This window comes from Curtobacterium sp. MCBA15_012, assembly GCF_001864935.2.
Lineage (GTDB): Bacteria > Actinomycetota > Actinomycetes > Actinomycetales > Microbacteriaceae > Curtobacterium.
On sequence record NZ_CP126267.1, the window covers coordinates 2,583,237 to 2,609,114 of the forward strand.

At 74.0% G+C, this 25,878-nt stretch carries 25 protein-coding genes; 10 read left to right on the forward strand and 15 right to left on the reverse strand.

Annotated features, from left to right (window positions below):
- Nucleotides 1-23: 23 nt before the first annotated feature.
- Nucleotides 24-491: a type II 3-dehydroquinate dehydratase gene (gene aroQ, locus QOL15_RS11820; protein WP_065964943.1), complete on the forward strand. Its 468-nt coding sequence runs from the start codon at nucleotides 24-26 to the stop codon at nucleotides 489-491.
- Nucleotides 492-600: 109 nt separating this feature from the next.
- Here aroQ and QOL15_RS11825 read toward each other — a convergent pair whose 3' ends face one another.
- Nucleotides 601-1,197 (reverse strand): NAD(P)H-dependent oxidoreductase, encoded by a 597-nt coding sequence (locus QOL15_RS11825; protein ID WP_071245749.1) that lies wholly within the window; start codon nucleotides 1,195-1,197, stop codon nucleotides 601-603.
- Nucleotides 1,198-1,318: 121 nt separating this feature from the next.
- Here QOL15_RS11825 and QOL15_RS11830 point away from each other — a divergent pair, with 121 nt between their 5' ends.
- Nucleotides 1,319-1,801: an MSMEG_6728 family protein gene (locus QOL15_RS11830; RefSeq protein WP_071245639.1), complete on the forward strand. Its 483-nt coding sequence runs from the start codon at nucleotides 1,319-1,321 to the stop codon at nucleotides 1,799-1,801.
- A gap of 246 nt (nucleotides 1,802-2,047) precedes the next feature.
- Here the strand turns inward: QOL15_RS11830 and QOL15_RS11835 are convergent, their stop codons facing one another.
- From QOL15_RS11835 to QOL15_RS11860, 6 genes are all read right to left on the reverse strand, one after another.
- Entirely contained in the window at nucleotides 2,048-2,314 is a 267-nt protein-coding gene (locus tag QOL15_RS11835; RefSeq protein WP_139197285.1) for a hypothetical protein, read from the reverse strand.
- 212 nt (nucleotides 2,315-2,526) lie between these two features.
- Nucleotides 2,527-3,687 carry a cysteine desulfurase family protein gene (locus QOL15_RS11840; RefSeq protein WP_071245634.1) on the reverse strand — a complete coding sequence of 387 codons (1,161 nt, stop codon included), beginning with the start codon at nucleotides 3,685-3,687 and terminating at the stop codon, nucleotides 2,527-2,529.
- 19 nt (nucleotides 3,688-3,706) lie between these two features.
- A complete protein-coding gene (gene nadC, locus QOL15_RS11845; protein WP_083393825.1) occupies nucleotides 3,707-4,645 on the reverse strand; it encodes a carboxylating nicotinate-nucleotide diphosphorylase in 939 nt (312 codons plus the stop codon).
- Nucleotides 4,642-6,408, reverse strand: a complete 1,767-nt coding sequence (locus QOL15_RS11850; protein ID WP_071245632.1) for an L-aspartate oxidase — start codon at nucleotides 6,406-6,408, stop codon at nucleotides 4,642-4,644. The genes nadC and QOL15_RS11850 overlap by 4 nt, the downstream gene beginning before the upstream one ends.
- 19 nt (nucleotides 6,409-6,427) lie before the next feature.
- Nucleotides 6,428-7,699: a quinolinate synthase NadA gene (nadA, locus tag QOL15_RS11855; protein ID WP_065965010.1), complete on the reverse strand. Its 1,272-nt coding sequence runs from the start codon at nucleotides 7,697-7,699 to the stop codon at nucleotides 6,428-6,430.
- Between the two features lie 8 nt (nucleotides 7,700-7,707).
- On the reverse strand, nucleotides 7,708-8,487 hold the full coding sequence (locus tag QOL15_RS11860) for an NUDIX domain-containing protein (RefSeq protein WP_254784071.1): 780 nt from the start codon (nucleotides 8,485-8,487) through the stop codon (nucleotides 7,708-7,710).
- A 153-nt stretch (nucleotides 8,488-8,640) separates the two neighbouring features.
- On the opposite strand from QOL15_RS11860, the gene QOL15_RS11865 reads away from it, so the two are divergent.
- From QOL15_RS11865 to QOL15_RS11875, 3 genes are all read left to right on the forward strand, one after another.
- Complete coding sequence (locus QOL15_RS11865; protein ID WP_253181725.1) at nucleotides 8,641-8,922, forward strand: acylphosphatase; 282 nt, start codon at nucleotides 8,641-8,643, stop codon at nucleotides 8,920-8,922.
- Between the two features lie 126 nt (nucleotides 8,923-9,048).
- Complete coding sequence (locus tag QOL15_RS11870) at nucleotides 9,049-10,527, forward strand: MDR family MFS transporter (RefSeq protein ID WP_071245630.1); 1,479 nt, start codon at nucleotides 9,049-9,051, stop codon at nucleotides 10,525-10,527.
- Between the two features lie 33 nt (nucleotides 10,528-10,560).
- The gene (locus QOL15_RS11875; RefSeq protein ID WP_071245628.1) at nucleotides 10,561-11,808 is read left to right on the forward strand and encodes an FAD-binding protein; all 1,248 of its coding nucleotides are present in this window, start codon (nucleotides 10,561-10,563) and stop codon (nucleotides 11,806-11,808) included.
- A 107-nt stretch (nucleotides 11,809-11,915) separates the two neighbouring features.
- Here QOL15_RS11875 and QOL15_RS11880 read toward each other — a convergent pair whose 3' ends face one another.
- Nucleotides 11,916-12,407: a 2'-5' RNA ligase family protein gene (locus tag QOL15_RS11880; RefSeq protein ID WP_071245626.1), complete on the reverse strand. Its 492-nt coding sequence runs from the start codon at nucleotides 12,405-12,407 to the stop codon at nucleotides 11,916-11,918.
- 177 nt (nucleotides 12,408-12,584) lie between these two features.
- Between QOL15_RS11880 and QOL15_RS11885 the strand changes: the two genes are divergently transcribed.
- The 3 genes from QOL15_RS11885 to QOL15_RS11895 are packed head-to-tail and all read left to right on the forward strand — an operon-like array spanning nucleotide 12,585 to nucleotide 15,240.
- The gene (locus QOL15_RS11885) at nucleotides 12,585-13,532 is read left to right on the forward strand and encodes a MetQ/NlpA family ABC transporter substrate-binding protein (protein WP_071245745.1); all 948 of its coding nucleotides are present in this window, start codon (nucleotides 12,585-12,587) and stop codon (nucleotides 13,530-13,532) included.
- Nucleotides 13,532-14,572 (forward strand): methionine ABC transporter ATP-binding protein, encoded by a 1,041-nt coding sequence (locus tag QOL15_RS11890; RefSeq protein WP_071245624.1) that lies wholly within the window; start codon nucleotides 13,532-13,534, stop codon nucleotides 14,570-14,572. Before QOL15_RS11885 ends, QOL15_RS11890 begins: the two co-directional genes overlap by 1 nt.
- Nucleotides 14,566-15,240, forward strand: coding sequence for a methionine ABC transporter permease (locus QOL15_RS11895; protein WP_253181727.1), 675 nt, complete (start codon nucleotides 14,566-14,568; stop codon nucleotides 15,238-15,240). Before QOL15_RS11890 ends, QOL15_RS11895 begins: the two co-directional genes overlap by 7 nt.
- A gap of 779 nt (nucleotides 15,241-16,019) precedes the next feature.
- Here the strand turns inward: QOL15_RS11895 and QOL15_RS11900 are convergent.
- Complete coding sequence (locus QOL15_RS11900; RefSeq protein WP_083393823.1) at nucleotides 16,020-16,796, reverse strand: endonuclease/exonuclease/phosphatase family protein; 777 nt, start codon at nucleotides 16,794-16,796, stop codon at nucleotides 16,020-16,022.
- 214 nt (nucleotides 16,797-17,010) lie between these two features.
- On the reverse strand, nucleotides 17,011-18,420 hold the full coding sequence (locus QOL15_RS11905) for an MFS transporter (protein ID WP_083393822.1): 1,410 nt from the start codon (nucleotides 18,418-18,420) through the stop codon (nucleotides 17,011-17,013).
- Nucleotides 18,421-18,730: 310 nt separating this feature from the next.
- Between QOL15_RS11905 and QOL15_RS11910 the strand changes: the two genes are divergently transcribed.
- Complete coding sequence (locus QOL15_RS11910; RefSeq protein ID WP_083230410.1) at nucleotides 18,731-19,984, forward strand: hypothetical protein; 1,254 nt, start codon at nucleotides 18,731-18,733, stop codon at nucleotides 19,982-19,984.
- 225 nt (nucleotides 19,985-20,209) lie between these two features.
- On the opposite strand, the gene QOL15_RS11915 is transcribed toward QOL15_RS11910, so the two are convergent.
- The 3 genes from QOL15_RS11915 to QOL15_RS11925 all read right to left on the reverse strand — a co-directional run bounded on the left by QOL15_RS11915 (nucleotide 20,210) and on the right by QOL15_RS11925 (nucleotide 22,992).
- Nucleotides 20,210-20,701 (reverse strand): pyridoxamine 5'-phosphate oxidase family protein, encoded by a 492-nt coding sequence (locus tag QOL15_RS11915; RefSeq protein ID WP_065964736.1) that lies wholly within the window; start codon nucleotides 20,699-20,701, stop codon nucleotides 20,210-20,212.
- 457 nt (nucleotides 20,702-21,158) lie between these two features.
- Nucleotides 21,159-21,785 carry a hypothetical protein gene (locus QOL15_RS11920; RefSeq protein WP_071245622.1) on the reverse strand — a complete coding sequence of 209 codons (627 nt, stop codon included), beginning with the start codon at nucleotides 21,783-21,785 and terminating at the stop codon, nucleotides 21,159-21,161.
- Between the two features lie 97 nt (nucleotides 21,786-21,882).
- Nucleotides 21,883-22,992 carry an LLM class flavin-dependent oxidoreductase gene (locus tag QOL15_RS11925; protein ID WP_083230411.1) on the reverse strand — a complete coding sequence of 370 codons (1,110 nt, stop codon included), beginning with the start codon at nucleotides 22,990-22,992 and terminating at the stop codon, nucleotides 21,883-21,885.
- A 175-nt stretch (nucleotides 22,993-23,167) separates the two neighbouring features.
- On the opposite strand from QOL15_RS11925, the gene QOL15_RS11930 reads away from it, so the two are divergent.
- On the forward strand, nucleotides 23,168-24,106 hold the full coding sequence (locus tag QOL15_RS11930) for an SDR family oxidoreductase (RefSeq protein WP_071245620.1): 939 nt from the start codon (nucleotides 23,168-23,170) through the stop codon (nucleotides 24,104-24,106).
- Nucleotides 24,107-24,180: 74 nt separating this feature from the next.
- On the opposite strand, the gene QOL15_RS11935 is transcribed toward QOL15_RS11930, so the two are convergent.
- The gene (locus QOL15_RS11935; protein ID WP_175473794.1) at nucleotides 24,181-24,939 is read right to left on the reverse strand and encodes an SGNH/GDSL hydrolase family protein; all 759 of its coding nucleotides are present in this window, start codon (nucleotides 24,937-24,939) and stop codon (nucleotides 24,181-24,183) included.
- 102 nt (nucleotides 24,940-25,041) lie between these two features.
- Nucleotides 25,042-25,830, reverse strand: coding sequence for an NRDE family protein (locus QOL15_RS11940; protein ID WP_071245616.1), 789 nt, complete (start codon nucleotides 25,828-25,830; stop codon nucleotides 25,042-25,044).
- Nucleotides 25,831-25,878: the final 48 nt, after the last annotated feature.

Sequence of the window (25,878 nt, forward strand, 5' to 3'; positions counted from 1 at the left end):
GTCCCGCTCGCTAGGATCTGCCCATGAGCGATCCGGTCACCGACACCACGACGCGCCCCCGGCGGATCCTGGTCCTCAACGGACCGAACCTCGACGTGCTCGGGCGGCGTGACCCGGCCCAGTACGGCACCGTCACCCTCGCCGAGATCGAGGCGATCGTGCACACCGAGGCCGCGGTGCACGACCTCGAGGCGGACTTCCGGCAGACGAACCACGAGGGCGTGCTCGTCGAGTGGCTGCACGAGGCGCTCGACGACTTCGTCGGGGTCGTCGTCAACCCGGCCGCGTACGCGCACACCTCCGTGGCGCTGCACGACGCCGTCGAGGCCCTGACGGTCCCCGTCGTCGAGGTGCACCTGTCGAACACGTGGAAGCGCGAACCGTTCCGGCACGTGGACCACGTCGCGACCGCCGCGACGGCGGTCATCGCCGGCGCGGGCGCCGACGGCTACCGCCTCGCGGTCGCACACGTCGCGTCGCTCCTCGACTGAGCCCCACCCGGACGGGAGGCGCGGGGCGGGCCCGCACCGCGCCTCCCGTCCGTCGCGCACCGCGTTGACACGCCCGGTGTCCTCTGCCGAGGCACCGGGGTCCTCGCGGCTAGAAGTCGGCCGGTCGCCGCACCTCGGCCGCGCCGGCCGCCGCGAACCCACCACGGACGATCGGGAGCGCCCGGCGCACCGCCTGGTCGATCCGGAGCTCGAGGTCGACGCTCGCGACGTCGTACCCGCCCTCGCGCTTGGTGAAGTCACGCTCGTTGCCGAACACCCCGAGCGGCAGCGTCGTCGACTGGAAGAAGCCGAACAGCGGACGCATCTGGTGCTCGACGAGCAGCGCGTGCCGGTCACTCCCGCCGGTCGCGGTGAGCAGGACCGGGGTGTCGACGAGGTCGTACTGCCCGACCCAGTCGAAGAAGAGCTTGAACGCGCCCGAGTACGCGGCGCGGAAGGCCGGGCTGCCGACGACCAGGACGTCCGCGGCCTCGACGGTCGCGAGGGCGCGTCGGGTGCGCTCGGACATCGCCTCGCGGGACGGCGCCGCGGCGAGGTCGGCCAGCAGCGGGGCGACCTCGACGGTCTCGGTGCGTGCGTCCGGGAGCTCGGCCGCGAACCGCGCCACCGTCGCGGCCACGAGGGTGGAGGTGCGCGAGGGGTCGGAGGGGCTGCCGCTGACGCCGACGACGAGGGTTCCGCTCATGCCACCGATGCTCACACGCGGCCGCGCGCCCCGTCCGCGGTGTGACGGCATGTGTCGCCCGACGACCGCCGGGTGTGACGGCATGTGTCGGGTGCCAGCCGCCCGGCGTACCGTGCCGGGGATGCAGACGTTCCTGCCCTACGCCGACTTCCGTGCCTCGGCGGAGGTGCTCGACGACAAGCGGCTCGGCAAGCAGCGGGTCGAGACCCTGCAGGTGATGCGGGCGCTCACGCTGCCGGACTACGGCTGGCAGCACCACCCCGTGACGGCGATGTGGCGCGGGTTCCGTCCGGCGCTGATGGCCTACCAGGACGCGACGTGCCGGGTCTGGCTCGAGCGGGGGCACGCCGACACCTGCCTCGAGAAGACGCTGCTCGACCTGGCACGCATCCCGGAGGACCTCGCCGCGTACGAGCGCGGGGACTTCCCGGTGCCGGCGTGGAACGACGACCCCGCGGTGCACCGGTCGCACCGGTCGAAACTCGTGCAGAAGGCCCCCGAGCACTACCGGCCGCTGTTCCCGGACGTGCCGGAGGACCTCGACTACGTGTGGCCGGGCACGCAGGCGCCGACGGGCACGAGCGCGGACACGCCGGCCGGCTGAGACGGGTCCGTCACCGAGGGCGCCCCGGCGGCGACCACGACCCCGGACACACCGACACCGCCACCCGCCGCGGACTGACAGGGGGGGCGGCGCCGGTCAGGGTCCGGCGCCACGTCCACGGCGGGGGCGGTGCGGCGGAGCGCGACGACAGGGGACGTCGCACTCCGTCCGGACACGGTCAGGGGTGCCGCGTCCGGTCTGGGCGCGCCCGGTGGTCGACGGGTGTCGGCCGCCCGGCGCTGGTCCTCAAGGTCGTTCGGTGTCCTCTCGGTACCGGTCCGTCTCCCGCGGGGCAGGCATCGGTCGACGGGTCGCCGCGGGCCGGACCATCGGGAGCAGGGCGCTCCCGACCGTCGCGAGCGCACCGACCGTGGCGATCACCCCGAGCGGGGCGGAGCCGAGGTCGTGCTGGGCGGCGAGGACGAGCGCCACGAGCGTCGCGGGTGCCGGCAGGAGCTGGACCACCCGGAAGTGGTCCTCCCCGAGCACCCGGGTCGTGATCGCGTTCGTCATGCCCACCATGCTGCACGAGGACGTCGGTCCGCAGAAGGGGGGACACGACCCCACTCATGGAGTAGAACGTCTAGTACACGTACGCACCGAAACGGGCCCTGAGGCATGCACCGGGTCGGCGCAGGGGCAGGCACCGGGACGCGGGACGCGGGACTCGGGTCGCGGGTCGCGGGACGCGGGTCGCGGGTCGCGGGTCGCGGGACGAGCGGGCCTCACGCGAGCGCGCGCACCGCCCCGACGGCCTCGGCGACGGACCGCACGACGACCGGGACGTCCTCGTCCCGCAGCCCGGCGTCGAACGTCAACCGCAGTGCCGTCCGCGCCACGTCCTCGCGCAGCCCGAGGGCCGTGAGCACGTGCGAGGCATCGGTGCTGCCCGCCGCGCACGCGCTCCCCGAGGACGACACCACGTCCCGTTGCTCGAGCTCGAGCAGGACCGTCTCGCCGGTGACCGCGGGGGCGACGCCGGGGACGGCCGGGAAGCAGAACGACGCGTGACCGGGCAGCCGGTGCGTCGGCGAGCCGGTCAGGACCGCGCCCGGGACGCCGGCGAGGACCCCGGCGACGACCGCGTCGCGCGTCGTCGTCGCCCGGGCCGCGGCGGCCGCCCGCTCCCCCGCCGCGAGGGCGAGCGCGGTCGCGACGGCGACCGCCCCGGCGACGTCCTCGGTACCCGAGCGCCGCCCGCGCTCCTGCCCGCCGCCGTGCAGGAGCGGTTCGATCGGGACACCCCCGCGCAGGGCGAGGACGCCGGTGCCCTTCGGCGCGCCGAGCTTGTGCCCGGACAGCGACAGCGCGTCGACGCCGAGCCGGTCGAGGCCGATCGGCAGCCAGGGCGCGCTCTGCACCGCGTCGGTGTGGAAGCGGGCACCGACCGTCCTCGCCACGGCGGCCAGGGCGGGGACGTCCTGCACCGTCCCGACCTCGTTGTCGGCGTGCGCGATCGACACGAGGGTGGTGTCCGGCCGGAGCACCGCGGCGAGCGCATCGGGGTGCACGACGCCGTCTCGGTCGACCGGCACCACGGTCAGGGTGAACCCGTGGTGGCGCTCCAGGTACCGGCAGCTCTCGAGCACCGCCTCGTGCTCGATCGCGCTCGTCACGACGTGCCGGCCGCGGGGTGCGGCGAGGGCGATGCCCTTCACCGCCGTGTTCGCGCCCTCGGTGCCGCCGGTGGTGAACACGACCTCGCCCGGACGGCAGCCGAGCACGGCAGCGACGGTCGCGCGGGCGTCGGCGAGCGCCCGGGCAGCGGCGTCCCCGACCCCGTGCGTCGACGAGGGGTTGCCGAAGACCCCGGTGAGGTAGGGCCACATCGCCTCGAGCACCTCCCGCCGGACGGGCGTGGTCGCGGCGCGGTCGAGGTAGAACACGACGGGACGCGGGACCGGCTCAGGCCCCGGCGGGCGTGGCGTCGCCCGGGCCGGCGGTCACGACGACGTCGAGCCCGAGGTCGAGCGCGCGTGCCGAGTGGGTGAGTGCACCGACCGAGACGACGTCCACCCCGGTCGCGGCGATCGCGGCGACCGTGGTGAGCGAGACCCCGCCCGAGGCCTCGACGAGCGCGCGCCCGGCGACGATGCGGACGCCCTCGACGAGCTGCTCGGGGGTGAAGTTGTCGAGCATGATCGTGTCGACCCCGGCGGCGACCACGGGTTCGACCTGGTCGAGCCGGTCCACCTCGACCTCGACGTGCACGGTGTGCCCGAGCCGGCGCCGCGCGCCCGCGACCGCGTCGCCGATGCTCGTGCCCTGCGCGGTGAGGACGGCGAGGTGGTTGTCCTTCGCGAGGACGGCGTCGGACAGCGAGGAGCGGTGGTTGTGCCCACCGCCGCACCGCACCGCGTACCGCTCCAGTGCCCGCAACCCGGGCGTCGTCTTGCGGGTGTCGGTGACCCGGGCGCGCGTCCCGGCCACGGCCTGCACGTACGCGGCCGTCGCCGTCGCGATCCCGGACATGCGCTGCGCCAGGTTCAGGCCGACGCGTTCCGCCCGCAGCACCGCCCGCGCCGACCCGCTGACGGTCGCGAGCACGTCCCCCGCGGCGAAGGGCGCGCCGTCCGGCACGTGCAGGACGGTCTCGACGGTCGGGTCGACGGCACGCACGACGGCCGCGAAGACGAGGCCGCCGGCGAACACGCCCGGCTCACGGGCGGCCAGGGTCGCGGTCGCGGTCGCGTCGGCGGGGATGAGCGTCTCGCTGGTGACGTCGCCCCAGGGCGCGTCCTCCTCGAGCGCCGTGTCGATCACGCGTCGCAGCACGTGCGGCGGGATCGTGCCCGGGTCGACGACGGCGGGCGCGGCTGCGGTGCGCTCGGTGGTGCTGGTCATGCGGGGACTCCCTGCGGGACGGCGGCGGACACCCGGACCCACGCGGTGCTGGCCGGTGCGGTCGGGTCGGTTCGGGGGTGGTCGGTGCGGGCGTGCGCGCCGCGGGACTCGGTGCGCGCCTCGGCGGCGAGCGCGGTGAGGCGCGCGAGGTCGAGCAGCGCGCGGTCCTCGTGCTCGCGGACACCGGTGGGGGCCGGGACGGCGAGCGCCGCGAGTGCGCTCCGCGCGGCGGCGAGGCCGTCGGCGTCGCGGAGCAGGCCGACCCGGTCGGTCATCTCGGTCTGGAGCGCCCGGCGGACGGATGCGGCGTCGACGGCGCTGGGCGCGCCTCCCGGCCGGGTCGCGGGGTCCGGGCCGGCGTCGACGACGCGGGACGTGCCTCCCGACCGGCTCGCGGTGTCGCGACCCGCAGACGGCTCGCGACGGACCGGTCTGGAGGCACGGTGCACGCCCGCCGTGCGGCTCGCGTCGTCGGGGCCGTCACCACCGGAGCCGGCGCGCACTCCCTGCACGTCGGCGTCCGGCACCTGCGTGACCGGCAGGTCCGCGTCGCCGCGCAGCCGGAGCCGCGCCGGACGCGGCGCGTCCACGGCGTCCGCGGCGCGGACGGCGAAGACGAGCCCCTCGAGCAGGGAGTTCGACGCGAGTCGGTTCGCGCCGTGCACGCCCGTGCAGGCGACCTCGCCGACGGCGAGCAGGCCGGGCAGGCTGGTCCGGCCCTCCGCGTCGGTGGCGACGCCGCCCATCGCGTAGTGCGCGGCCGGGGCGACCGGGACGCCCTCACGGGTCCAGTCGAACCCCGCCGCCCGGGTCGCACGGGTCAGTCCCGGGAAGCGGCGGACGAGGTGGTCCGGGTCGAGGCCGGTCGCGTCGAGGAGCACGGGCTGCCCGCCCTGCTCGCGCACCGCGGCCGCGATGCCCCGTGCCACGACGTCGCGCGGTGCGAGCTCGGCGGCCGGGTGGACGGCGGTCATGAAGCGGCGGCCGGCGGCGTCGCGGAGCACGGCGCCCTCGCCGCGGACGGCCTCGGAGACCAGCCCGCCGTCGGGCACGGCGAGCCGGGTCGGGTGGAACTGCACGAACTCCAGGTCGGCGACGACCGCACCGGCACGCCAGGCCGCCGCCACGCCGTCACCGGTCGCGACGAGCGGGTTCGTGGTCTCCTGGAACAGGTGCCCGGCGCCGCCCGACGCCAGGACGACCGCGTCGGCGTCGATGCGCCGCGGTTCGCCGAACAGGTCGAGCACGTCGACGCCGACGACCGCGCCGTCGCGGACGACCAGGTCGGTCAGGCAGGTGCGCTCCAGGATCGTCACGTGCCGGCGGTGCAGTGCCGCGACGAGCGTGCGTTCGATCGCGGCTCCGGTCGCGTCGCCGTCGGCGTGCAGGACCCGCCACCGCCCGTGCGCCGCCTCACGCCCGCGGGCGAGGTCGTCGCCGTGGCGGTCGAGGCTCGCCGGGTCGGTGGTCCGGTCGAACGGCACGCCGAGCGCGAGGAGGTCGCGGACGCGGGCCGGCCCGTCAGCGCAGAGCACGGCGACGGCCCGGTCGTCGGCGCTGCCGGCCGCCGCCGTGTGGGTGTCCTCCTCGTGCAGGCCGACGCGGTCGTCGGCGCCCAGGGCGACGGCGACCCCGCCCTGGGCGTACGCGGTGGCACCGTCGGTGAGTGCCCCCTTCGTCACGAGGGTGACGTCGTGCCGGGCGCTGGCGCGGATCGCGGCGGTGGTCCCGGCGATGCCGGAGCCGACGATGACGACGTGCACGGTGTCCGCCGGTGGTCCGTCAGCCGCGCGGCTTCGCGGCGAGCATGCGCTCGAGCGCGACCCGGGCATCGGCCTGCACCGCTGCGGGGACGGCGACCTCGTTGAGGACCTCGCCGCGCACGAGCGCCTCGAGGACCCACGCGAGGTAGCCCGGGTGGATGCGGTACATCGTCGAGCACGGGCAGACCACGGGGTCGAGGCAGGTGATCCGGTGCTGCGGGTACTCGGCGGCGAGGCGGTTCACCATGTTGATCTCGGTGCCGATCGCGAACGAGGACGGCTCGGTCGCCGCAGCGACGGTCCGGCGGATGAGGTCGGTGCTGCCCGCGACGTCCGCCGCGTCGACGACGGCCATCGGGCACTCCGGGTGGACGATGACCGTCACGTCCGGGTCCTCGCGGCGGGCCTGCTCGATCTGGTCGACCGTGAACCGACGGTGCACCGAGCAGAAGCCGTGCCACAGGACGACGCGGGCGTCGAGCAGGGTCTGCGCGTCGTTGCCGCCGCCGGCCAGGCGCGGGTTCCACATCGGCATCAGGTCGGTGCTGATCCCCATCGCCTTGGCGGTGTTGCGGCCGAGGTGCTGGTCGGGGAAGAACAGCACGCGCTGCCCCCGCTCGAAGGCCCACTCGAGGACGGTCGCGGCGTTCGAGCTCGTGCAGACGATGCCGCCGTGCCGTCCGCAGAACGCCTTGAGGTCGGCGGCGGAGTTCATGTACGTGACGGGGACCACCGGCACGCGGCCGTCGGCGTCGGGTTCCGTGCCGTAGAGCGCCTCGAGCTCGGCCCAGGCCGCCTCGACGCTGTCGATGTCGGCCATGTCGGCCATCGAGCAGCCGGCGGCGAGGTTCGGCAGGATCACCCGCTGCTCGTCGCGGGCCAGGATGTCCGCCGTCTCGGCCATGAAGTGCACGCCGCAGAACACGATCGCCTCGGCGTCCGGCTTCGTCAGCGCGGCGTTCGCGAGCTGGAACGAGTCGCCGAGGAAGTCCGCGTGCCGGACGACCTCGTCGCGCTGGTAGAAGTGCCCGAGCACGACGACCCGGTCGCCGAGGGTGGCCTTCGCCCGCTCGATGCGCTCGTGCAGCTCGTCGTCGCTCGCGGTCTTGTACTCGTCGGGCAGCTGGCCCTGGCGCGGGGCGGTGGTCGGGATGACGTCGGACATCGACGAGCCCGGACCGTAGCCCGGGCGCGTGTCGAAGTCCCAGGTCGGCAGCGCGAGGTCGGGGGTGCAGGTGCTCCCGGCGGCCTTGCCGTTGGAGATGAGGTCGATGGTCGTCGCGATGGACACGTCGGTTCCTATCGGGTGGGGGTGGAGTGGGCGGCGGCGGCTGCCGTCGGGGCTGGCTGGGCGGCGGGGTCTCGGTGGACTGCAGCGTGTGCGGCGGCTCGCGCGTCGGTCAGCGGGCCGTTGTCGGCGTAGGCGAGGTCGGGGTTCGAGCGGTACAGACGGGCCGGCCGGTGCCGGTCGCCGCTCGTCGTCTCGTCGGTGGGCAGGACGGCGTCCGACTGCGCGACCTGGCGCCGGAAGTTCGCCGGGTCGAGCCGGCGGCCGAGCACCGCCTCGTACACACCGCGCAGCTCGGCCAGGGTGAAGCGGTCGCCGAGGAACGCCTGCGCGATCCGCGAGTACGACATCTTGTTGCGGAGGCGCCAGAGGGCGTAGGCGACGATCCGGTCGTGGTCGAACGCGAGCGGCGGGTGCTCGTCGGCCAGGAACCAGCGCACGTTCCAGTCGTCGGGCACCGAGCTGGCCTCGTCCGGGTGCACGAGGGCCCAGTAGACGATCGACACGACCCGGCTCGGCGAGCGGTCGACGTCGCCGAACGCGTAGAGCTGCTCGAGGTACCGCGGCTGCACGTTCGTCGTCTCGCGGAGTCGGGCGGCCGCCGAGTCCTCGAGCCCTTCGTCGGGGCGGACCCAACCGCCGGGCAGCGCCCACGATCCCTCGTGCGGCTCGGCGACGCGGCGCACGAGCGGCATCCACAGCGCCGGGGCACCGGTGTCCGGGTGCGGGCGCAGCGCCACGATCACGGTCGAGACCGCGACGCGGATGAGGGGGTCTGAGGCAGAGGTCATCGTCCTGGGGTGTCCGTCCCGGGATCGTGCGCGAACGGGACTTAGGGTTTGTTTGACTGTAAGTGTTGGGGTGGAGTTGACACTATCACCGTGTTCACCGGATCGGAACAGCGCCGAAACGAGCGGCGTCGCCGTCGGGCATAGGTTCGGGCCATGACGACGGTGACGAGGATGCACGCCGTGGTGTCGGGGACGGTCCAGGGGGTCGGGTTCCGGTACTGGACCGCGCGGAAGGCCGACGGGCTCGAGCTCGCCGGGTACGCGCGGAACCTGTTCGACGGGACGGTCGAGGTCGAGGCGGAGGGGCCCTCGGCCGCGGTCGATGCCCTGATGGCCTTCCTGCACAGCGGACCGCCCTCCGCCACGGTGACCGACGTGTCGCTCCGGACGGTCGTGCCGCACGGGGACGCCGAGGGGTTCGCGATCCTGCACTGAGGGTCGCGGGGCTGCGCCGAATCGAGCAGATCTCGCGGAAGCGGAATACTCGCATCCACTCAGGGTGTTGCCGTGTCTGCGCCCCGTGCGCCGTCCCACCACGCCGTGACCCCGTCAGGAGCCCGCATGACCCAGGCCGTCGATTCCGCACCCCGCACCGGGAGCGTCTCGCAGCCCTCCCCCGGTGAGACCCGACTCGTCATCGGGCTGCTGCTCGTGTCGGCGTTCGTCGTGATCCTCAACGAGACCATCATGGGCGTCGCGCTCCCCCGGCTGATGGACGACCTCGACATCAGCGCTGCGACGGGCCAGTGGCTCACGACCGGCTTCCTGCTCACCATGGCGGTCGTGATCCCGGTCACCGGCTTCCTGCTGCAGCGGTTCGCCACGCGCCCGGTCTTCATCGCGGCGATGACCCTGTTCTCCGTCGGCACCCTGGTCGCCCTCACCGCGACGGGCTTCCCGATGCTCCTCGTCGGCCGCATCGTGCAGGCGAGCGGGACCGCGATCATGATGCCGCTGCTCATGACGACGGTGCTGAGCCTCATCGAGCCCGCCCACCGCGGCCGCGTGATGGGGAACATCTCGATCGTCATCTCGGTGGCCCCGGCCATCGGGCCGACGATCTCGGGGCTCATCCTCAACGCGTTCGACTGGCGCTGGCTGTTCGGGTTCGTCCTGCCGATCGCGGTCGCCGCGCTCGTGCTCGGCGCCGTGAAGGTCCGCAACGTCTCGACGCCGCGCGAGGCACCGCTCGACGTCCTGTCCGTCGTGCTGTCCGCCGTCGCGTTCGGCGGTCTGGTGTTCGGGCTGTCCAGCTTCGGCGAGTCCGGGTCGACCGGGCCTCTCGTCCCCGTGACGGCGATCGTCGTCGGCGTGGTGGCCCTCGCGGTGTTCGTCCTCCGGCAGAACCGCCTGCAGCGCACCGACAGCGCACTGCTCGACCTGCGCACCTTCCGGACGCCCGGCTTCACGATCCCGATCGTCGCGATGGCGCTGAGCTTCATGGCGATGTTCGGGACGCTCATCCTGCTGCCGATCTACCTCGAGCGCGTGCTCGGCCTCGACGTGCTGCACGTCGGCCTGCTGCTCCTGCCCGGCGGGCTCCTCATGGGCCTGCTCTCCCCCGTGGTCGGCCGGATCTACGACCGCCGCGGCCCGCGCGTCCTGCTCGTCCCCGGCTCGATCATCATCAGCGCGGTGCTCTGGGCGCTGTCGACCGTGACCGCGGACACCAGCGTGTGGTTCGTCCTCGGCGCCCACGTCGTCCTGAGCCTCGGCCTGGCGCTCACCTTCACGCCGCTGTTCACGGCGGCGCTCGGGGGTCTGCCGCCGCGGCTGTACTCGCACGGCAGCGCCGTCCTCGGCACCGCCCAGCAGCTCGCCGGAGCCGCCGGCACCGCACTGTTCGTGACGTTGCTCACGATCGGTGCGGCCTCGGCCGGCGCGGGCGCCACGGACGGGGCCGTCGCCAGCGCGACCGCCTCCGGTGTGGCGACGGCCTTCATGGTCGGCGGGATCATCTCGCTGGTCGGCATCGTCACCTCGTCGCTCGTCCGGAAGCCCGAGACCCCCGAGGGGGCGCCGGCACCCGCGATGCACTGACGTCGTGGCGGGGCGCATGGCATCGTTGGCGGCATGCGGTCGACGGCGCGCGAGCGGAACTGGTCCGGCACGGTCACGTACTCGGCCGAGCGGGTGGTGCGACCGCGGTCGATCGACGAGGCCGCGGAGCTCGTCGCCGGGTCCGGCCGCGTCCACGGGCTCGGCACGCGCCACTCGTTCAACGACGTCGCCGACGCCCCGGGGATCCTGCTCGACCTGACCGGCATCCCGACCGACCTCGTCGTCGACCCGGAGGCCGGCACCGCGTCGATGGGTGCGGGCACGCGGTACGGTGCCGTCGCTCCGGCGCTCGACCGGGCCGGCTTCGCGCTGCACAACACCGGCTCGCTGCCGCACATCTCGCTCGGCGGGGCGATCGCCACCGGCACGCACGGCTCCGGCACGGCCCTCGGTTCGCTCAGCACCGCCGTCCGCTCCCTCGAGCTGATCGGTCCCGACGGGTCGACCAGGACACTCCGTCGCGGCGACCCGGACTTCGACGGATCGGTCCTGCACCTCGGGCTGTTCGGCATCGTCACCCGGGTCGAGGTCGACGTCCAACCGACCTACCGGATGCGCCAGGACCGCTTCGGCCCGGTGCCGTGGGACGTGTTCACGGCGAACGTCGCCGCGGTGCACGCGGCCGCGTACTCGGTGTGCGCGTTCACGCTGTTCGGCGACGAGGTCGGCGAGGTCCTGCTGAAGTCCCGCGTGCCGGCCGGCGCCGAGGACGTCGCGGTCCCCGAGGACCTCTTCGGTGGGCCCCGACTGCCCGGCCTGGCCGCGGACGGACACCACACCGCGCGCGACGGATCGGTCGGCCCGTGGTGGGACCGCCTGCCGCACTTCCCGATCGACACCGTGCCGTCCCACGGCTCCGAGGTGCAGAGCGAGCACTTCGTCCCGCTCCGGCACGCCGCGGCGGCGCTCGACGCGTTGCGTGGACTCGCCGACCGGATCCAGCCGCACCTGCACGTGTGCGAGCTCCGGACGATGGCCGCCGACCCGCTCTGGCTCAGCCCGACCCAGGGCGAGGACGTGCTCTGCATCGCGTTCACGTGGCAGAAGCACCCGGAGGCCGTGGCCGCGCTGCTGCCGGACCTGGAGGCGCGGCTCGCGCCGTTCGGCGGGCGTCCGCACTGGGGCAAGACGAGCTCGCTCGACGCCGACGCGGTCGAGGCGCTCTGGCCGCGGCTGCCCGAGGTCCGACGACTGGTCGCCGCTGCGGACCCCGACCGGGTGTTCGCGTCCTCGTTCGGGGCGCGGGTGCTCCGGACCTGAGGTCGGACCGGACCGGCGAGACGGGGCCGACCCGCGCCTCCCGGCCGTGACGGTGCCCGGCCGGACCCGCGCGGCGGGACCGAGCCGGTGCTCGGTGCCGACTCGCCTCAGGCCAGCGGGGTCACGGTCTTCGTGGCGCCGTCCCAGTGCCGGACCCCGCCGACCTGCAGGACCTCGGGCAGCGGTGCCGTCCGGAGCGCCGCGAGCGCCGTCGGGAGGTCAGCGTCGCGCACCCGCCGGGCGAACGACACGTGCGGCGACCACGCCTCCGGGTGGGACGTGTCCACGCTCCCCGGTGCGGCACGGTGCACGGCCTGGTGGAAGGCCGCGAGCTCCGGGTCGACCACGACCGCGCGCACGAGCACCGATCGACCGGGACCGGCCGGGAACAGGAGCACGCCGCCCAACCGCAGCGAAGTCGGGACCGGCCGGGCGAACCCGTCCGGGACCGGCACGTCATCGCCCGCCACGAGCGTCACGTGCGGGTCGTTCGACCCGGAGCGGCCCAGGCTCGGCAGGTCGGCCGCGGTCAGGGCGTCCCACGCCGCGCGGACCGCCGCGTCGGAGTCGGGGTCGAGGATGAGTTCGATGCTGCGCACGTGACGAGTCAACCCGGTCGCCGCACTGCACGGGCTCTCCGGCGCCGACCTGTGGAGAACTCGTCGGGATGTAACACGGCGGAACGCAACGGGCGTGCGTCGTCGGTGCCCGTCACACTCGAACGCACACCGCGGGACCACCGCGACCCCCACAGCACGGCCCACGAGGAGCACCTGATGTCCGCAGCACCCGTCCTGCCCGCGAAGCCGAAGGGCAAGCGTCCGATCGGCTGGATCATCGCCGCGGTGGTGGTCGTCGTCGCGATCGTCGTCGCCGTCGTCGTCGGTGCCGTGCGTGCCGGCGGGTCCGAGGGTGCTGCGTCCGGTGGCGCGCAGAAGACCGTGAAGATCGGCGTCTCCGACAAGTCGCTCGGGTACTGGAGCACCTACACGAAGCTCGCGAAGGAGCGCCTCGGCGTCGACGTGCAGCTCACGAACTTCTCCGACTACTCGCTGCCGAACCCGGCGCTGAAGGACGGGCAGCTGGACATCAACCAGTTCCAGCACATCCAGTACCTCGCCGACTACAACGTCTCGTCGGACGACGACCTGCAGCCGATCGGCTCGACGGCCGTCTACCCGCTGCCGCTCTACGCGACGAAGTACTCGAAGCCCGCCGAGCTGCCTGCGAACGCCGCGGTCGCCATCCCGAACGACGCCATCAACCAGGCCCGCGCGCTCCTCATCCTGCAGGCCGCGAAGCTGGTGGAGCTCAAGGACGGCGGCTCCGCGTTCTCCACCACGACCGACATCACCTCGTCGAAGGTCGACGTGCAGCCGCTCGACGCCTCGCAGACCGCGAACGCGCTGCAGCAGGGCTCCGTCGCCGCCGCCGTCGTGAACAACAACTTCGCCACCGCGGCGAACCTGCCGACGAGCGACATCATCTACCAGGACGACCCCGCCAGCGCGAGCGCCGCCCCCTACGTGAACGTCTTCGCCGTCCGCGCGGCCGACAAGGACGACAAGACCTACCTCGACCTCGCGAAGCTGTTCCAGGACGACGCCGTGCAGAAGGCGTTCAAGAAGGACCTGCCCGAGGCGGTGTCCCGCGACGAGAGCGCCACGAAGCTGCAGGACGAGCTCGCGAAGGTCGAGCAGGACGCGAAGGCGGCCAAGCAGTAGTGCCCGCCCTCGTCGAACTCCGCGGTGTCTCGAAGCACTACCGCCGCGCCGACACCGGCGAGACCGTGGTGGCGGTCGAGGACGTCTCCCTGGACGTGCACCAGGGCGAGGTCCTCGGCGTCATCGGGTACTCCGGTGCCGGCAAGTCCACCCTCGTCCGCCTCGTCAACGCGCTCGAGCTGCCCACGTCCGGGAGCGTGACGGTCGCCGGTCAGGACCTCACCGCGATCCCCGAGCGGGACCGTCGCCTGGCACGTCGGAAGATCGGCATGATCTTCCAGCAGTTCAACCTGTTCCGGTCCCGGACCGTGGCCGGCAACGTCGCGTACCCGCTCAAGGTCGCGGGTGTCGCGAAGGAGGAACGGGACCGCCGTGTCGCCGAGCTCCTCGACTTCGTCGGACTGCTCGAGCGGGCGCACGCCCACCCCGAGCAGCTGTCCGGCGGCCAGAAGCAGCGCGTCGGCATCGCCCGGGCGCTCGCCTCGAACCCCGAGCTGCTACTGGCCGACGAGGCCACGAGCGCGCTCGACCCGGACACCACGTCCGAGGTCCTGGCGCTGCTCCGTCGCGTCAACCGGGAGCTCGGCGTCACCATCGTGGTCATCACGCACGAGATGGACGCCGTCCGGCAGATCGCCGACCGCGTCGCCGTGATGGAGCGGGGGCGCGTGGTCGAGGTCGGGGACGTCTACGACGTGTTCGCGCGGCCGCAGACCGGTGCGGCGAAGCGGTTCGTCCGGTCCGCACTGCACGACCGGCCGTCCGCCGACCAGCTGCGACGCCTGCGGGAGCACCACGGCGGCCGCATCGTCACGGTGCAGATCACCGACGAGGTCGGGCTGCAGAACCGGATCGACACCGTCTGGCGCGACACGGGGGTGGCCGCCGAACTCGTCCACGGCGGGGTGGGCGAGATCCGTGAGCGTCGTATCGGATCGCTCACCTACGAGCTCACCGCCGCCGACCCGGCAGCGGTCGACCGCGCGCTGACCGCGCTGCGCGACCAGGGCACCACCGTCGACGAGGAGGACGCATCGTGAACACCGGCTTCCAGAGCGTCGTGGACACGTTCGACGTCTTCCTCGCCGCCGTCCGCGACACACTCGTCATGACGCTCGTGTCGCTCGTCGTCGCGGGCGTGATCGGCCTCGCCCTCGGGCTGGCGCTCTACGCGACCCGACCGGGCAACCTGCTCGGCAGCCGCGCGGCGTACACGGTGCTCAACCTCGTGGTGAACATCGTCCGGCCGATCCCGTTCGTGATCTTCCTCGCTGCGATCGCCCCGCTGTCGCGCGTCGCCGTGCAGACCACGATCGGCGTCCCCGCGGTCACGTTCGCGATCTCGCTCGCGGCCTCGTTCGCGGTCTCGCGCATCGTCGAGCAGAACCTGCTCGCGGTGGACCCCGGTGTCGTCGAGGCAGCGCGTGCCGCGGGAGCGCACCCGCTCGCGATCCTGTTCACGGTGCTCATCCCGGAGGGCCTCGGACCGCTGATCCTCGGCTACACGTTCATCTTCGTGGGCATCGTCGACATGACCGCGCAGGGCGCCCTGATCGGCGGAGGCGGCATCGGTGAGTACGCGATCACGTTCGGCTCGCAGCGCTACAACTGGTGGATCGTCTACGTGTCGGTCGCCGCGATCGTCGTGATCGTGCAGCTGGGGCAGTTCCTCGGCAACCGGTTGGCGAGGGCGACGCTGCGCCGCTGACGCGACGCGACCCGGCGACGGACGGGAGGCGCGGTGCCGGCTGGCACCGCGCCTCCCGCCCGTCGTGTGCCGCGGCAGCCCGCGCGCCGGTCCCCGCGTGTCCGTCTCTCCGTCCCGCGCCGCCCGCCGCCCGCCGCCCGCCGCCCGCCGAGGGCGCAGAATTCTGCCCCCTGGACGCGTCGGTGCGCCGTGTCGCGCCCCCTCGGCGAACCGCACGCGGCGTGTCCCGCTCACTCGGCGACCGGTGCCCGGGCGTGTCCCGCTCGGCCAGCCACCCACCCACCCACCAGCGGGCCGTATCCGGCACGCTCGACGTCCTCGCGCGACGCTTCGAGCACGCTCGGCGGACCGCACGCGGCATGTCCCACCCGCTCGAAGACACGCGGTCGGACGCATCCCGCAGGAACCCCTGCCTGGCGTCGGGCGTGTTCCGCCCTCTCGGGCGGCGTTCCGCTCATCGGGCCTGATCCGGCACGCTCGACGCGCCGGAGCGACGCATTCCGCCCGCTCGACGAACCGCACGCGGCGTGTTCCGCCCGCTCGATCTGCCGCACGCTCGACGACCCGCACGCGGCACGTTCCGCACGCTCGACGACCCGCACGCGGCATGTCCCGCACGCTCGACGAACGGCACGCGGCATGTCCCGCACGCTCGACGAACCGCACGCGGCACGTCCCGCACGCTCGACGAACCGCACGCGGCATGTTCCACCCGCTCGATCTGCCGCCCGCTCGGCGGAACGGGACGGACCCGCCACCTGCCGCGCGCGCCGGACCGCTCAGGAAGCGGGCGCCTCCGGGAGGGCGACCGCGCCGGTCTCTCCGGGGTGCTCGTAGTGGGCACGGACCAGGATCGGGCGGTGGTCGGAGATGCCCGCGGGCAGGGTCTCCACGCCTGCGATGTGCAGCCCCACGCTCGTCGCGAAGTCGAAGTGGCCGGTGAACTTGCGGTAGCGCAGGTACGTCGGCTGGTCGGAGAGCGAGAGGGCGAACCCGTGCTCCTCGATCTTGCGGCGCAGGTTGGTCTGGAACCACGGGTAGTTGAAGTCGCCGACCATGATCGCCGGGGCCTCGGCGGAGAGGTCGCGCACGAACTGGTGCGCCGCCTCGATCTGCTTGCGGCGGAGCGAGTTGGTGGCGGTCAACGGCGACGCGTGGAAGGAGGCGACGATGACCTCGGTGTCGGCCTCGGTGTCCTGCAGGCGCATGGCGATGAGCCGCTCGTGCGCGGGCGAGAGGACCCGGTCGTGGAGGGACTTCTGCAGCGAGTGGATGCTGAAGTCCTGCACGGTGAAGCGGTCGTCCCGCGTGTAGATCGCGAGCCCCAGGCGGTTCGTCTTGGTCGAGGCCGCGAGGGACAGCCCGGCGACGCTGGTCGCGAGGTCGTTGCTGTCGCACTCCTGGACGCAGATGACATCGGCCTCGGAGGCCTCGGCCAGGGCGGCGAGCTCGCCGTTCGCGGTGTGCTCGCGGAGGTTGTAGCTCACGACGCGCAACTCGGTCGGCTGGACAGCCGCGTCGGCTTCGATCGTCCCCTGCTCCTGTGGCCCGGCCATGCTGCCTTCCGTCCTGGGTGTCTCGGTCACCCTGCCGCGCCGACCGTACCCGGCCGTCGCGATCAGTAGCTGTGACCGTAGCGCACCCCGGGTTGCAGGCGTGTGACGAGCGCGGGAACGGGCGGCGGCGGTGCGTCTCGTCCGCCCAGCCGGCACCGGACGAGCCGCCCGACGGCCCCTTGCGGCGGCCGTCGGCACCCCGCGGCGGCCGACGTCAGGTCCGGACGCGCACCCGCGGAGCCGGCCGCACCGTCTCCCCCGCCGTGCGGCTCATCAGCAGGCCCTCCACGCAGGCGACGACGAGCAGTACCGCGATCACCCAGAACGCCACGTCGTACGGGCCGGTGCCGCCGAGTCCCGCAGCCGCCCGGATCGCCACCGCCGCGACGGCGACACCGAAGCCCGCCGCGACCTGCTGCAGCGTCGAGGACAGCGTGTTCGCCGGGGTCATGTCGGCCTGCTCGACGTCGGCGAAGGCGATCGTGTTGTACGCCGTGAAGCCGACCGACCGCGCGGCGCCGCTGACCACGAGGAGCGCGGCGAGGAGCCAGAACGGGGTGTCCTCGGTCATGAACACCATCGCGACGACGCTGAGGGCCGCGACCGCGCTCGACACGACGATGACCGCGCGGTACCCGAACCACCGCAGGAACGGCGTCGTCATCGGCTTGATGCCGAGGTTCCCGACGAACACCCACAGGACCGCGGACCCGGCGAGGACGGCGGACCAGCCCCACGCGTCCTGGAACAGCAGCGGGAGCACGAACGGCACGGCGGAGACCGCGAGCCGGAACAGGCTGCCACCGGCGTGCGAGACCCGGAACGACTCGAGGCGGAAGGACTCGAGCCCCATGATCGGGTGCGGCGCACGGCGGAAGTGCCGGATCGCCGCCCAGCAGCAGACCGCCCCGACGACCCCGGAGGCGACGACGGCCGGCACGGGGATCTCGTCGAGGGCGAGCAGGGACGCCATCACCACGAGCGCGCCGAGACCGAAGCACGCCAGGAGCGAGCCGAACCAGTCGAACGGCACGCGCTCCGCCGCACGCTCCTGCGGGACGAGCACGAGGGCGGCCACGAACGCGATGACACCGAGCGGGATGTTCACGAGGAAGATCCAGTGCCAGCTGAGGGTGTCCACGAGCACGCCGCCCACGAACGGCGCGATGATCGGCGCGACCAGGGCGGGCCAGGTCAGGATGGCGATCGCGGTGACGAGCTGCTCGCGGCCGGCGCTCCGGAGCACGACGAGCCGCCCCACCGGGACCATGAGCGCACCGCCGAGCCCCTGGACGATGCGCCACAGCGTCAGGTCGACGAGCCCGGTCGACATCGCGCACAGTGCCGAGGCGACGGTGAACAGCGCGATCGCACCGGCGAACACCGTGCGGGACCCGACCCGGTCGGTGAGCCACCCGCTCACCGGGATGAACACCGCGAGCGTCACGAGGTAGGCGGTGATCGCCACGCCCACCGCGGCGGAGTCCACCCCGAGGTCGCGGCCCATCGCCGGTGCGGCGGTGGCCAGGATGGTGCCGTCGAGGAGCTCCATGAAGAAGGTGCCCGCGACGAGCACGGCCACCGCGGTGCTCCCCCGGCGTCGTGTCGTCGTCATCGTCGTCATCGCTCCGAATGCTATGCCCGCTCGGTTTCCTGCGGGTCCGTGAGGCTCCGTTCAGCCACACGCCGCGGCGGGACCGCCGGCCGACCGGCCGAGCGCGCCACACGCCGCGGCGGGACCGCCGGCCGACCGGCCGAGCGCGCCACCCGCCCTCGACCCGACCACCCGCCGGCGGCGAGCCGGGTGGCGGCCGCGAGCCGCGCCTCCCGGCCGACACCCGTGCTGTGCCCCGCGCTGTGCGCCCCGCCCCAGCCTGCGCTGACTACGCTCAGGGCGTGCCCACCCCTGTACCCGAAGCTCGAGGACCCGTCCGGTGAGCCGTACCGACGGCGCCGTCGCCGGGTCGCTGGCGAGCGGCCGGCGCCGCGTGGTGGACCTCGCGACGAGCCTGCCGGTGTGGGCCGCCGTCCTGCTGACCTGGGTCGGCGGACGAGCCCTGTCGACCTCCTGGCTCGCGCTGGCGTTCCCCCTGATGGGTCGGGCCATGCCCGACAACGCGATCTGGGGCAACGGGCACGGGTTCGGGGCGTTCCTCACCGCGTGGGACGGGCAGTACTACGAGACGATCTCGGTGCACGGGTACCCGACGACCCTCCCGCTCGACCAGGCCGGGCACGTCGCCCAGAACGCCTGGGCGTTCCTGCCCGCGTTCCCGTTCGCGATCCGCGCGCTCACGGCCTCGACCGGGCTGCCGTTCGCGGTGGGGGCGCCGCTCGTCGCGCTCCTGGCCGGGCTCGTCGCGACGTTCCTGCTGCACCGCCTCGTGAGCGACCACGCCGGGCACGCCGCGGGCATGTGGGCGGTCTTCTTCTTCGCGTGCGGCCCGCTGTCCTTCCTGCTGCAGGTGGGGTACGCCGAGAGCACGTTCCTCGCCCTGACGTTCGGCGCGCTGCTCGCGCTCGAGCGTCGGCGGTACGGCCTGCTCACCCTGCTCGGGGTGGTCGCCGCGTTCACCCGGCCGGGAGCACTCGCCCTGCCGCTGTTGCTCGGTGTGATCGCCCTGGTGCGGTGGGTCCGGGCGCGGCGGGCCGAGGCCGGCACGGGCGTCCGTTCGCTCGACGCCTTCCCCGTGGCCGAGCGGGTGCGCGTGGTCGCCGCGGGCGTCGTCATGGCAGCCGCGGGTGTCGCGTGGCCCCTCATCGCGTCGCACGTCACCGGGCGGCCGGACGCCTACCTCGAGACCGAGATGTCCTGGTGGGTGAACTTCATCGGCCGGGTCGAGTTCGTGCCGATGTCGCCGTGGTTCCTCATCGCGCTGCGCTGGATCGGCGTCGGCGGCGTGTTCATCGTCGTGTTCCTGCTCGTGGCGTACCCGGTCTGGCTGCTGCGCCGCTCGACCCGGCAGCTCGGGCAGACCACGGTGCTGTACTCGGCGGCGTACGCGCTGTACATCTTCGCGGTGTCGCTGCCGATGGCCTCGACGCCGCGGTTGCTCATGCCGCTCGCGCCGCTGTTCGGGTCGCCCGAGCTGGTCGCGCGGCCCTGGATGCGCTGGACGTTCGTGAGCTGTGCCCTCCTCGGGCAGCCGGTGCTCGTCGCGGTGCTCTGGCTGCTCGGCCCGCCCTGACGCGCGCGGGCGGATGCGCCGCGCACTCCCCCGACGCGACACGGGCGGTTCCTCGGATGAGGAACCGCCCGTGTCTCGTCCTGCGGGCCGGGCCAGCCGGCCGGCCAGGCCAGGCCAGGCCAGGCCGGGTCGGGCCGGCCAGGCCAGGCCGGCCGGGTCGGGCTGGCACGCCGGGTCGGGCCGGGTCGGGCTGGCCCGCTGGGCCGGACCAGCCGGCCCCGCTCCCTAGAGCTCGACCGTCCCGTGGTGCCCCGTGTCGGGCTGGCTCTGCTTGCCCAGCGCGGCCTTGATCGTCTGCACGAGGCTGCCGACCGGCCCGGTGTCCTGCGTCCAGTACTCGACGGAGTCGCCCTCGACGGTGAGGAGGCGGATCGTCGGGTCCTGGCGCCCGTCCGGGAACCAGGCCTCGGCGAACGGCGACCACAGCTCGTCGATGACGGACTCGTCGCGGGTCACGGTCGCGGTGCCGGCGATCGAGAGGTACCCGCCCTGCGACTCGATCGCGACGTTCACGTGCGGGTTGCGGGCGATGTCGTCCACCTTCTCGCTGCCGTCCTGCACCAGGAAGCGCAGCGTCCCGTTGAACGCCTTGTCCTGCACGGCGAGGGGTCGGGCGTGCAGCTGGCCGTCGTCGCTGACGGTGGTGAGCAGGGCGGTGCGTGCGCCGTGGACGATGTCCGAGATGGCTGCGCGGTGGTCTGCCTGCGTGTCGGTCATGATGCTCCTGTTCGTCGTGCGCCCCGTTGTGCTCGACGTCCGGCCGGGCGTACCCGGGCGCGTTCCGTTCCGACCAGTGTGCCCCTCGGTGCTGGACGCGTCCGTCACGGCTCGGTACCGGGCGGGTGCGCCGCCCGGTCGCGCGCGCGTCGCCCTGCGCGTGCCGGTCCGCGCGGCGACTCACGTCGGCCCGTGGTCGCCCACGGCCTGGAGGCTCGGCTCGGCTCCGCCTTCCCACTCACCCGGGTGGGTGGCCGGTGGAGACGCGTGGTCCGGTGTGCGACAACGTCGACGTCGGACGACAGCGGACGTGTCGCAGGGCAGCGGTGGACGGGGCGCGCACCACGCGGGACGCCGGGTGCGACCGGTTGTGCGACAACGTCGACGTCGGACGACAGCGGACGTGTCGCTCGGCAGCGGCCGACGACGGCGCGCAGTCGAGACCGCGCGTCCGACCTCAGGAGGCGGGTTCGCGGATCGTCGTCTCGACGTCGACGACCTGGGGCGCGCGCGGCATCGACGCGAAGCCGAACGCCACGGACGGGTCGAGCGGGGCGATCGAGCCGAGGGGCTCCCCCGCCCAGGTGCCCGACACCGCGGTGACCTCGTGGGCGCCGGTCACGCCGTAGTACTCGCGGCGGCCTCCGCCCGCGGTACCGGCGGTCGCGGAGCCGGGCGAGACGATCCGCGCGACGGGGTCGATGAGCGCGAGCCAGCGGGGGTCACGGGCGATCGGCTTCGGCACGATGCGGAGCACCCGCCCCAGCGGCGAGATCCGGCCGACGTCGATCGTCGCCTGCAGCGGTCCGGCGTCGAGCTCCAGGCCGCGGGCGGTCCGACGGGACCGGACGTCGACGACGGAGACGGTGTCGAACCGGTAGGTGCCGGAGACGTAGGCGGCGACGATCTCGTCCGGGGCGAGGAGCACGCTCGTGCCGTCGGGGTGTTCGAGGAACACGTCGGTGAACGACCCGAAGGGCGAGTCGTCCCACATCCCGACGACGAAACGGATCCCCGACGTCGTCCCGACGCCGAGGATCCGACCGCGGAAGCGTCGTTCGGTGGTCCCGTCTGGTCGCAGCATGGCGCCGACCGTACCCGCGGCAGCCGTGAGCGGCCGTGGCGGACGTGCCCCGGGCCTCCAGGCCGGCGCAGCCCGCGCGAGCGACCGGACCGCCGACCTACGGGACCGGGACCGGCTCCGCGAGCAGCTCGCGCACCCGCGGGGCGACCCGCGTGCCGTAGAGCTCGATCGACCGCATCATGTCCTCGTGCGGCAGGCGGCCCGTGGCGTAGCGCATGTCGAAGCGCGAGACGCCGAGGATCCGCATGTTCCGCGCGATCTTGCGCGCCACGGTCTCGGGCGATCCGACGTAGAGCGACCCGCCGGCCGACAGACCCGCCTGGTACTGCGCGAGGTCGAGGGGCGGCCAACCGCGCTCACGACCGAGCCGGTCGGTGACGGCCTTGTGGTACGGCCAGTAGCGCTCGGCCGCTTCCTCGTCGGTCTCGGCGACGAAGCCGGGCGAGTGCATCGCGATGGGCTGCTGCGGGAGCTCGAGCTGCGCGAGTGCCTGGCGGTACAGGCGCGAGAACGGGGCGAACTGGGCGGGCTGACCGCCGATGATCGCGAGGAAGAGCGGCAGCCCGTAGGACGCCGCACGGATGACCGACTGCGGGGAGCCGCCGACGCCGATCCAGGTCGGGATCGGGCCGTGCTCGAGCTTCGGGAAGACGTCCTGGTCGGTGAGCGAGGCCCGCTTCGTGCCGGACCAGGTGACCTTGTCGCCGCCGCGGAGGGCGTTCCAGAGCTGGAGCTTCTCCTCGAACAGGACCTCGTAGTCGCTCAGCTCGTAGCCGAACAGCGGGAACGACTCGGTGAAGGACCCGCGCCCGAGGATGACCTCGGCGCGACCGTCGGAGATCGCGTCGACGGTGGCGAAGCGCTCGTACACGCGGACGGGGTCGTCGCTCGACAGCACCGTGACGGCACTGCCCATCCGGATCCGCTCGGTGCGGGCGGCGATCGCGGCGAGGACGACCTCGGGGGCGCTCACCGCGTAGTCCTCGCGGTGGTGCTCGCCGACGCCGATGAAGTCGATGCCGACCTGGTCGGCGAGGACGGCCTCGTCCACGAGCTCGCGGAGCGCCTGCGCCTGGCTGCGGAGTGACCCGTCGGCGCGCTCGGTGACGTCCCCGAAGGTGTCGAGGCCGAGCTGCACCGGGCCGATGCGCTCGGGTGCGGGTGGCGGGACGTCCGAGGGACGGTCGGAACCGAATGCGTTGCTCATGGCGCGCCTCCTGATCGATGCGTTTGCATAAACATAGCACGCCGCTCGGCGCACGGACAGCCCCGCGCCCGCACGCCGCGCGGCGCACGGACAGCCCCGCGCCCGCACGCAGCACCGCCTGCGAGCCGGTCCGCCGCGCGGCCTGCGACCAGCCCTCCCGGGTACGGTCACGCGCATGCCGAAGATCCCCGACCAGACCGGCCGCCGCATCGTCGTGACCGGCGCGAACAGCGGCACCGGCAAGGAGGCCGCGAAGCGCCTCGCCGCCGCCGGCGCGAGCGTCGTGATGGGCGTGCGCACCCCGTCCAAGGGCGAGGACGCCGCCGCCGAGATCCGCCGTGAGCACCCGTCCGCCGACCTCGAGGTCCGCCGACTCGACCTCGCCGACCTCGCGAGCGTGCACGCCTTCGCCGAGGGGCTGCTCGCCGACGACCGCCGGCCGGACGTGCTCGTCAACAACGCCGGGGTGATGGCGCCGCCCGAGCGCTTCACCACCGCGGACGGGTTCGAGCTGCAGTTCGGCACGAACTTCCTCGGCCCGTTCGCCCTGACCAACCTGCTGCTGCCCGCGCTGCTCGACAGTGCGGGGAACGCGCGGCCGCACCCGGGCGCGGCACTCCCCCGGGTCGTGACGATGTCGAGCCTCGCCGCCGTGGGTGGCCGCATCCGCTTCACCGACCTGCAGTGGGAGCACGGCTACAACCCGTGGCGTGCGTACGCCCAGTCGAAGCTCGCCGACCTGCTCCTCACGCTCCACCTGCACCGACTGACGGTCGAACGCGGCTGGGCACTGACGAGCACGGCCGCGCACCCCGGCTTCACCCGCACGAACCTGCAGACCGCGGGGCGCTCCCTCGGCCGGTCCCGGCCGGCCCGGTCGAGCGACCGCGCACTCCCCTTCACGCAGGCCGTCGAGCAGGGCACGGAGCCGCTGCTGTACGCGGCGGTCGGCCCCGCAGCGGTCGGCGGCGCCTACTACGGCCCCTCTGGACCGGCGGGCCTCACCGGCACGACGACGACCGCGTCGATCCCGCGGAGCGCGCGCAGCGCCGACCTCGCGCGCTCCCTCTGGGCGGTCGCGGAGGACCTCACCGGCACTCGCGCACCGGCCTGACGACGCGCTGCGCGGCCGGGAGGCGCGGTGCAGGCCCGCCCCGCCGGCTCGGGGACGCGTGTGGTCGCGCGGGCTCAGAACCGCAGGTGGTCCCGCTTGAACGCGGCCTCGACGGACTCCTGGATCGCCTGCTGGCCGCGCACCGTGGGGTGCACGTCGTCGGACTGCATCCACGCCGGGTGCCCGCGGAGCGGCTCGCCGATGTCGACGTACGTGCCACCGTCCCGGCGCACCGCGCGGTGCATCGCGTGCGAGATGACCGCGAGCTGCGCGGGCGGCTCCTGCTCGTTCCAGATCGCGCTGAGCCCGACGACCCGGGCGTCCGGCAGCAGACGGTGCACCTCGGCGACGAGCTGGTCGGTGCGGCTCGTGACCACGGCGTCGTCGACCCCGAGGTCGTTCGAGCTCGCCTGGACGAACACGACCTCGGGGCGCAGGTCGGCGGCCCGGCGGACGAGCGTCTGGTATGCGCTCGCGCACTGGTCCTCGTCCCCCTCCGTGACCACGCCGGCGCCGTCGCACGAGAAGTTCGTCAGCTGCCAGTGCTCCTTGCGGGCGAGGGTGGCCGGCCAGGCCTGCTCGGCGCTCAACCCGTGGCCGCCGCTGATCGAGTCGCCGATCACGACGATGCGCTCGCCGCGGGCCTCGTCCCACGGCCGGAGCACGGCGGACGAGTGGGTGGACGAGGCGGCGACGGAGCGGTCCTCGGCGCAGCCGACGAGCAGCCCGGTCACCGCGAGGGCCACGGCCCCGACGGCGAGCAGCCGACGTCGGGGGCGCGTCCGGGGACGCGGGGCGGGGTCGCCGGATCGGCGGGGTGTGGTGGGGGTCACGAGGCGTGAAGGTACGCCGTGGCGGGCACCCCGGGACGGCTCGGCGGCTGCCGGTCCGCACAGGCACCGGCGTCCGGGTCGGGCCCGGGACACCACCCCGGGTCAGGCGTGGTGCAGTTCGACCGATCCGTCGAGCCGGCCGGGGCGCTCGAGCCGCGCGTGCTGCAGCACCGTCCGGTCCCGTCCGACCGCCGCGGCGACGATCGACAGGGTCGCGACGTGCCCGTCGGGCTCCACGGCGTCGCGGAGGATCGCGTCCGGGTCGTCGGCGGGCAGCGCCGCGGACTCGGCGAGCAGCCCGAACCAGCCGCTCCACCCGTCACCGGCGTCGGCTCCGGCGTCGGCGGTGCGGAGCTCGTCGAACGGGCCGAGGACCGGCGGGCCGTCCGGGGCAGCTGCTTCGCGGAAGGCGCTGAGCCAACGCCCGATGCGCGGAGCCGCGGGGTCGTCGGCGGCGCCGTGCGTGACCATGTGCACGCCGGGTCCGAGGTCGGTCGTGGTCACGGTCGTGCCGTCCCAGGTGACGACCTGGACGCCGTCGGCCGTGGCACGCACGAGGTTGAACGCGCGGGTCGTGGGCAGCACGCCGTCCGCACCGGGGAGGACCCCGTCGACGGCGTCGAGCGGCACGACCCCGCGGGTGGTCCAGGTCCCGTCCGCGCTCGGCACGGGCTCGGCGCGGTTCAGCACGACCGCGAGTCCTGCCTCGTCCGACGCGGCGAGCCACGCCCCACCGGCGGAGCGGTCCCGCACGCCGCGGACGGACGGGTCGCGGTCGGGCCACCACGCGGCCGGCGGGTCCCACGGACGCTCGGGTGACTCGTCGCGCAGGGCGAGCACGGTGACGGGCCACTCGGCCGCGGGGTCGACGCGGACGACGACGGTGCACATGGGTCCGATCCTCGCACGGGCGGCCGGGTAGCGTGACCGACGTGGAAG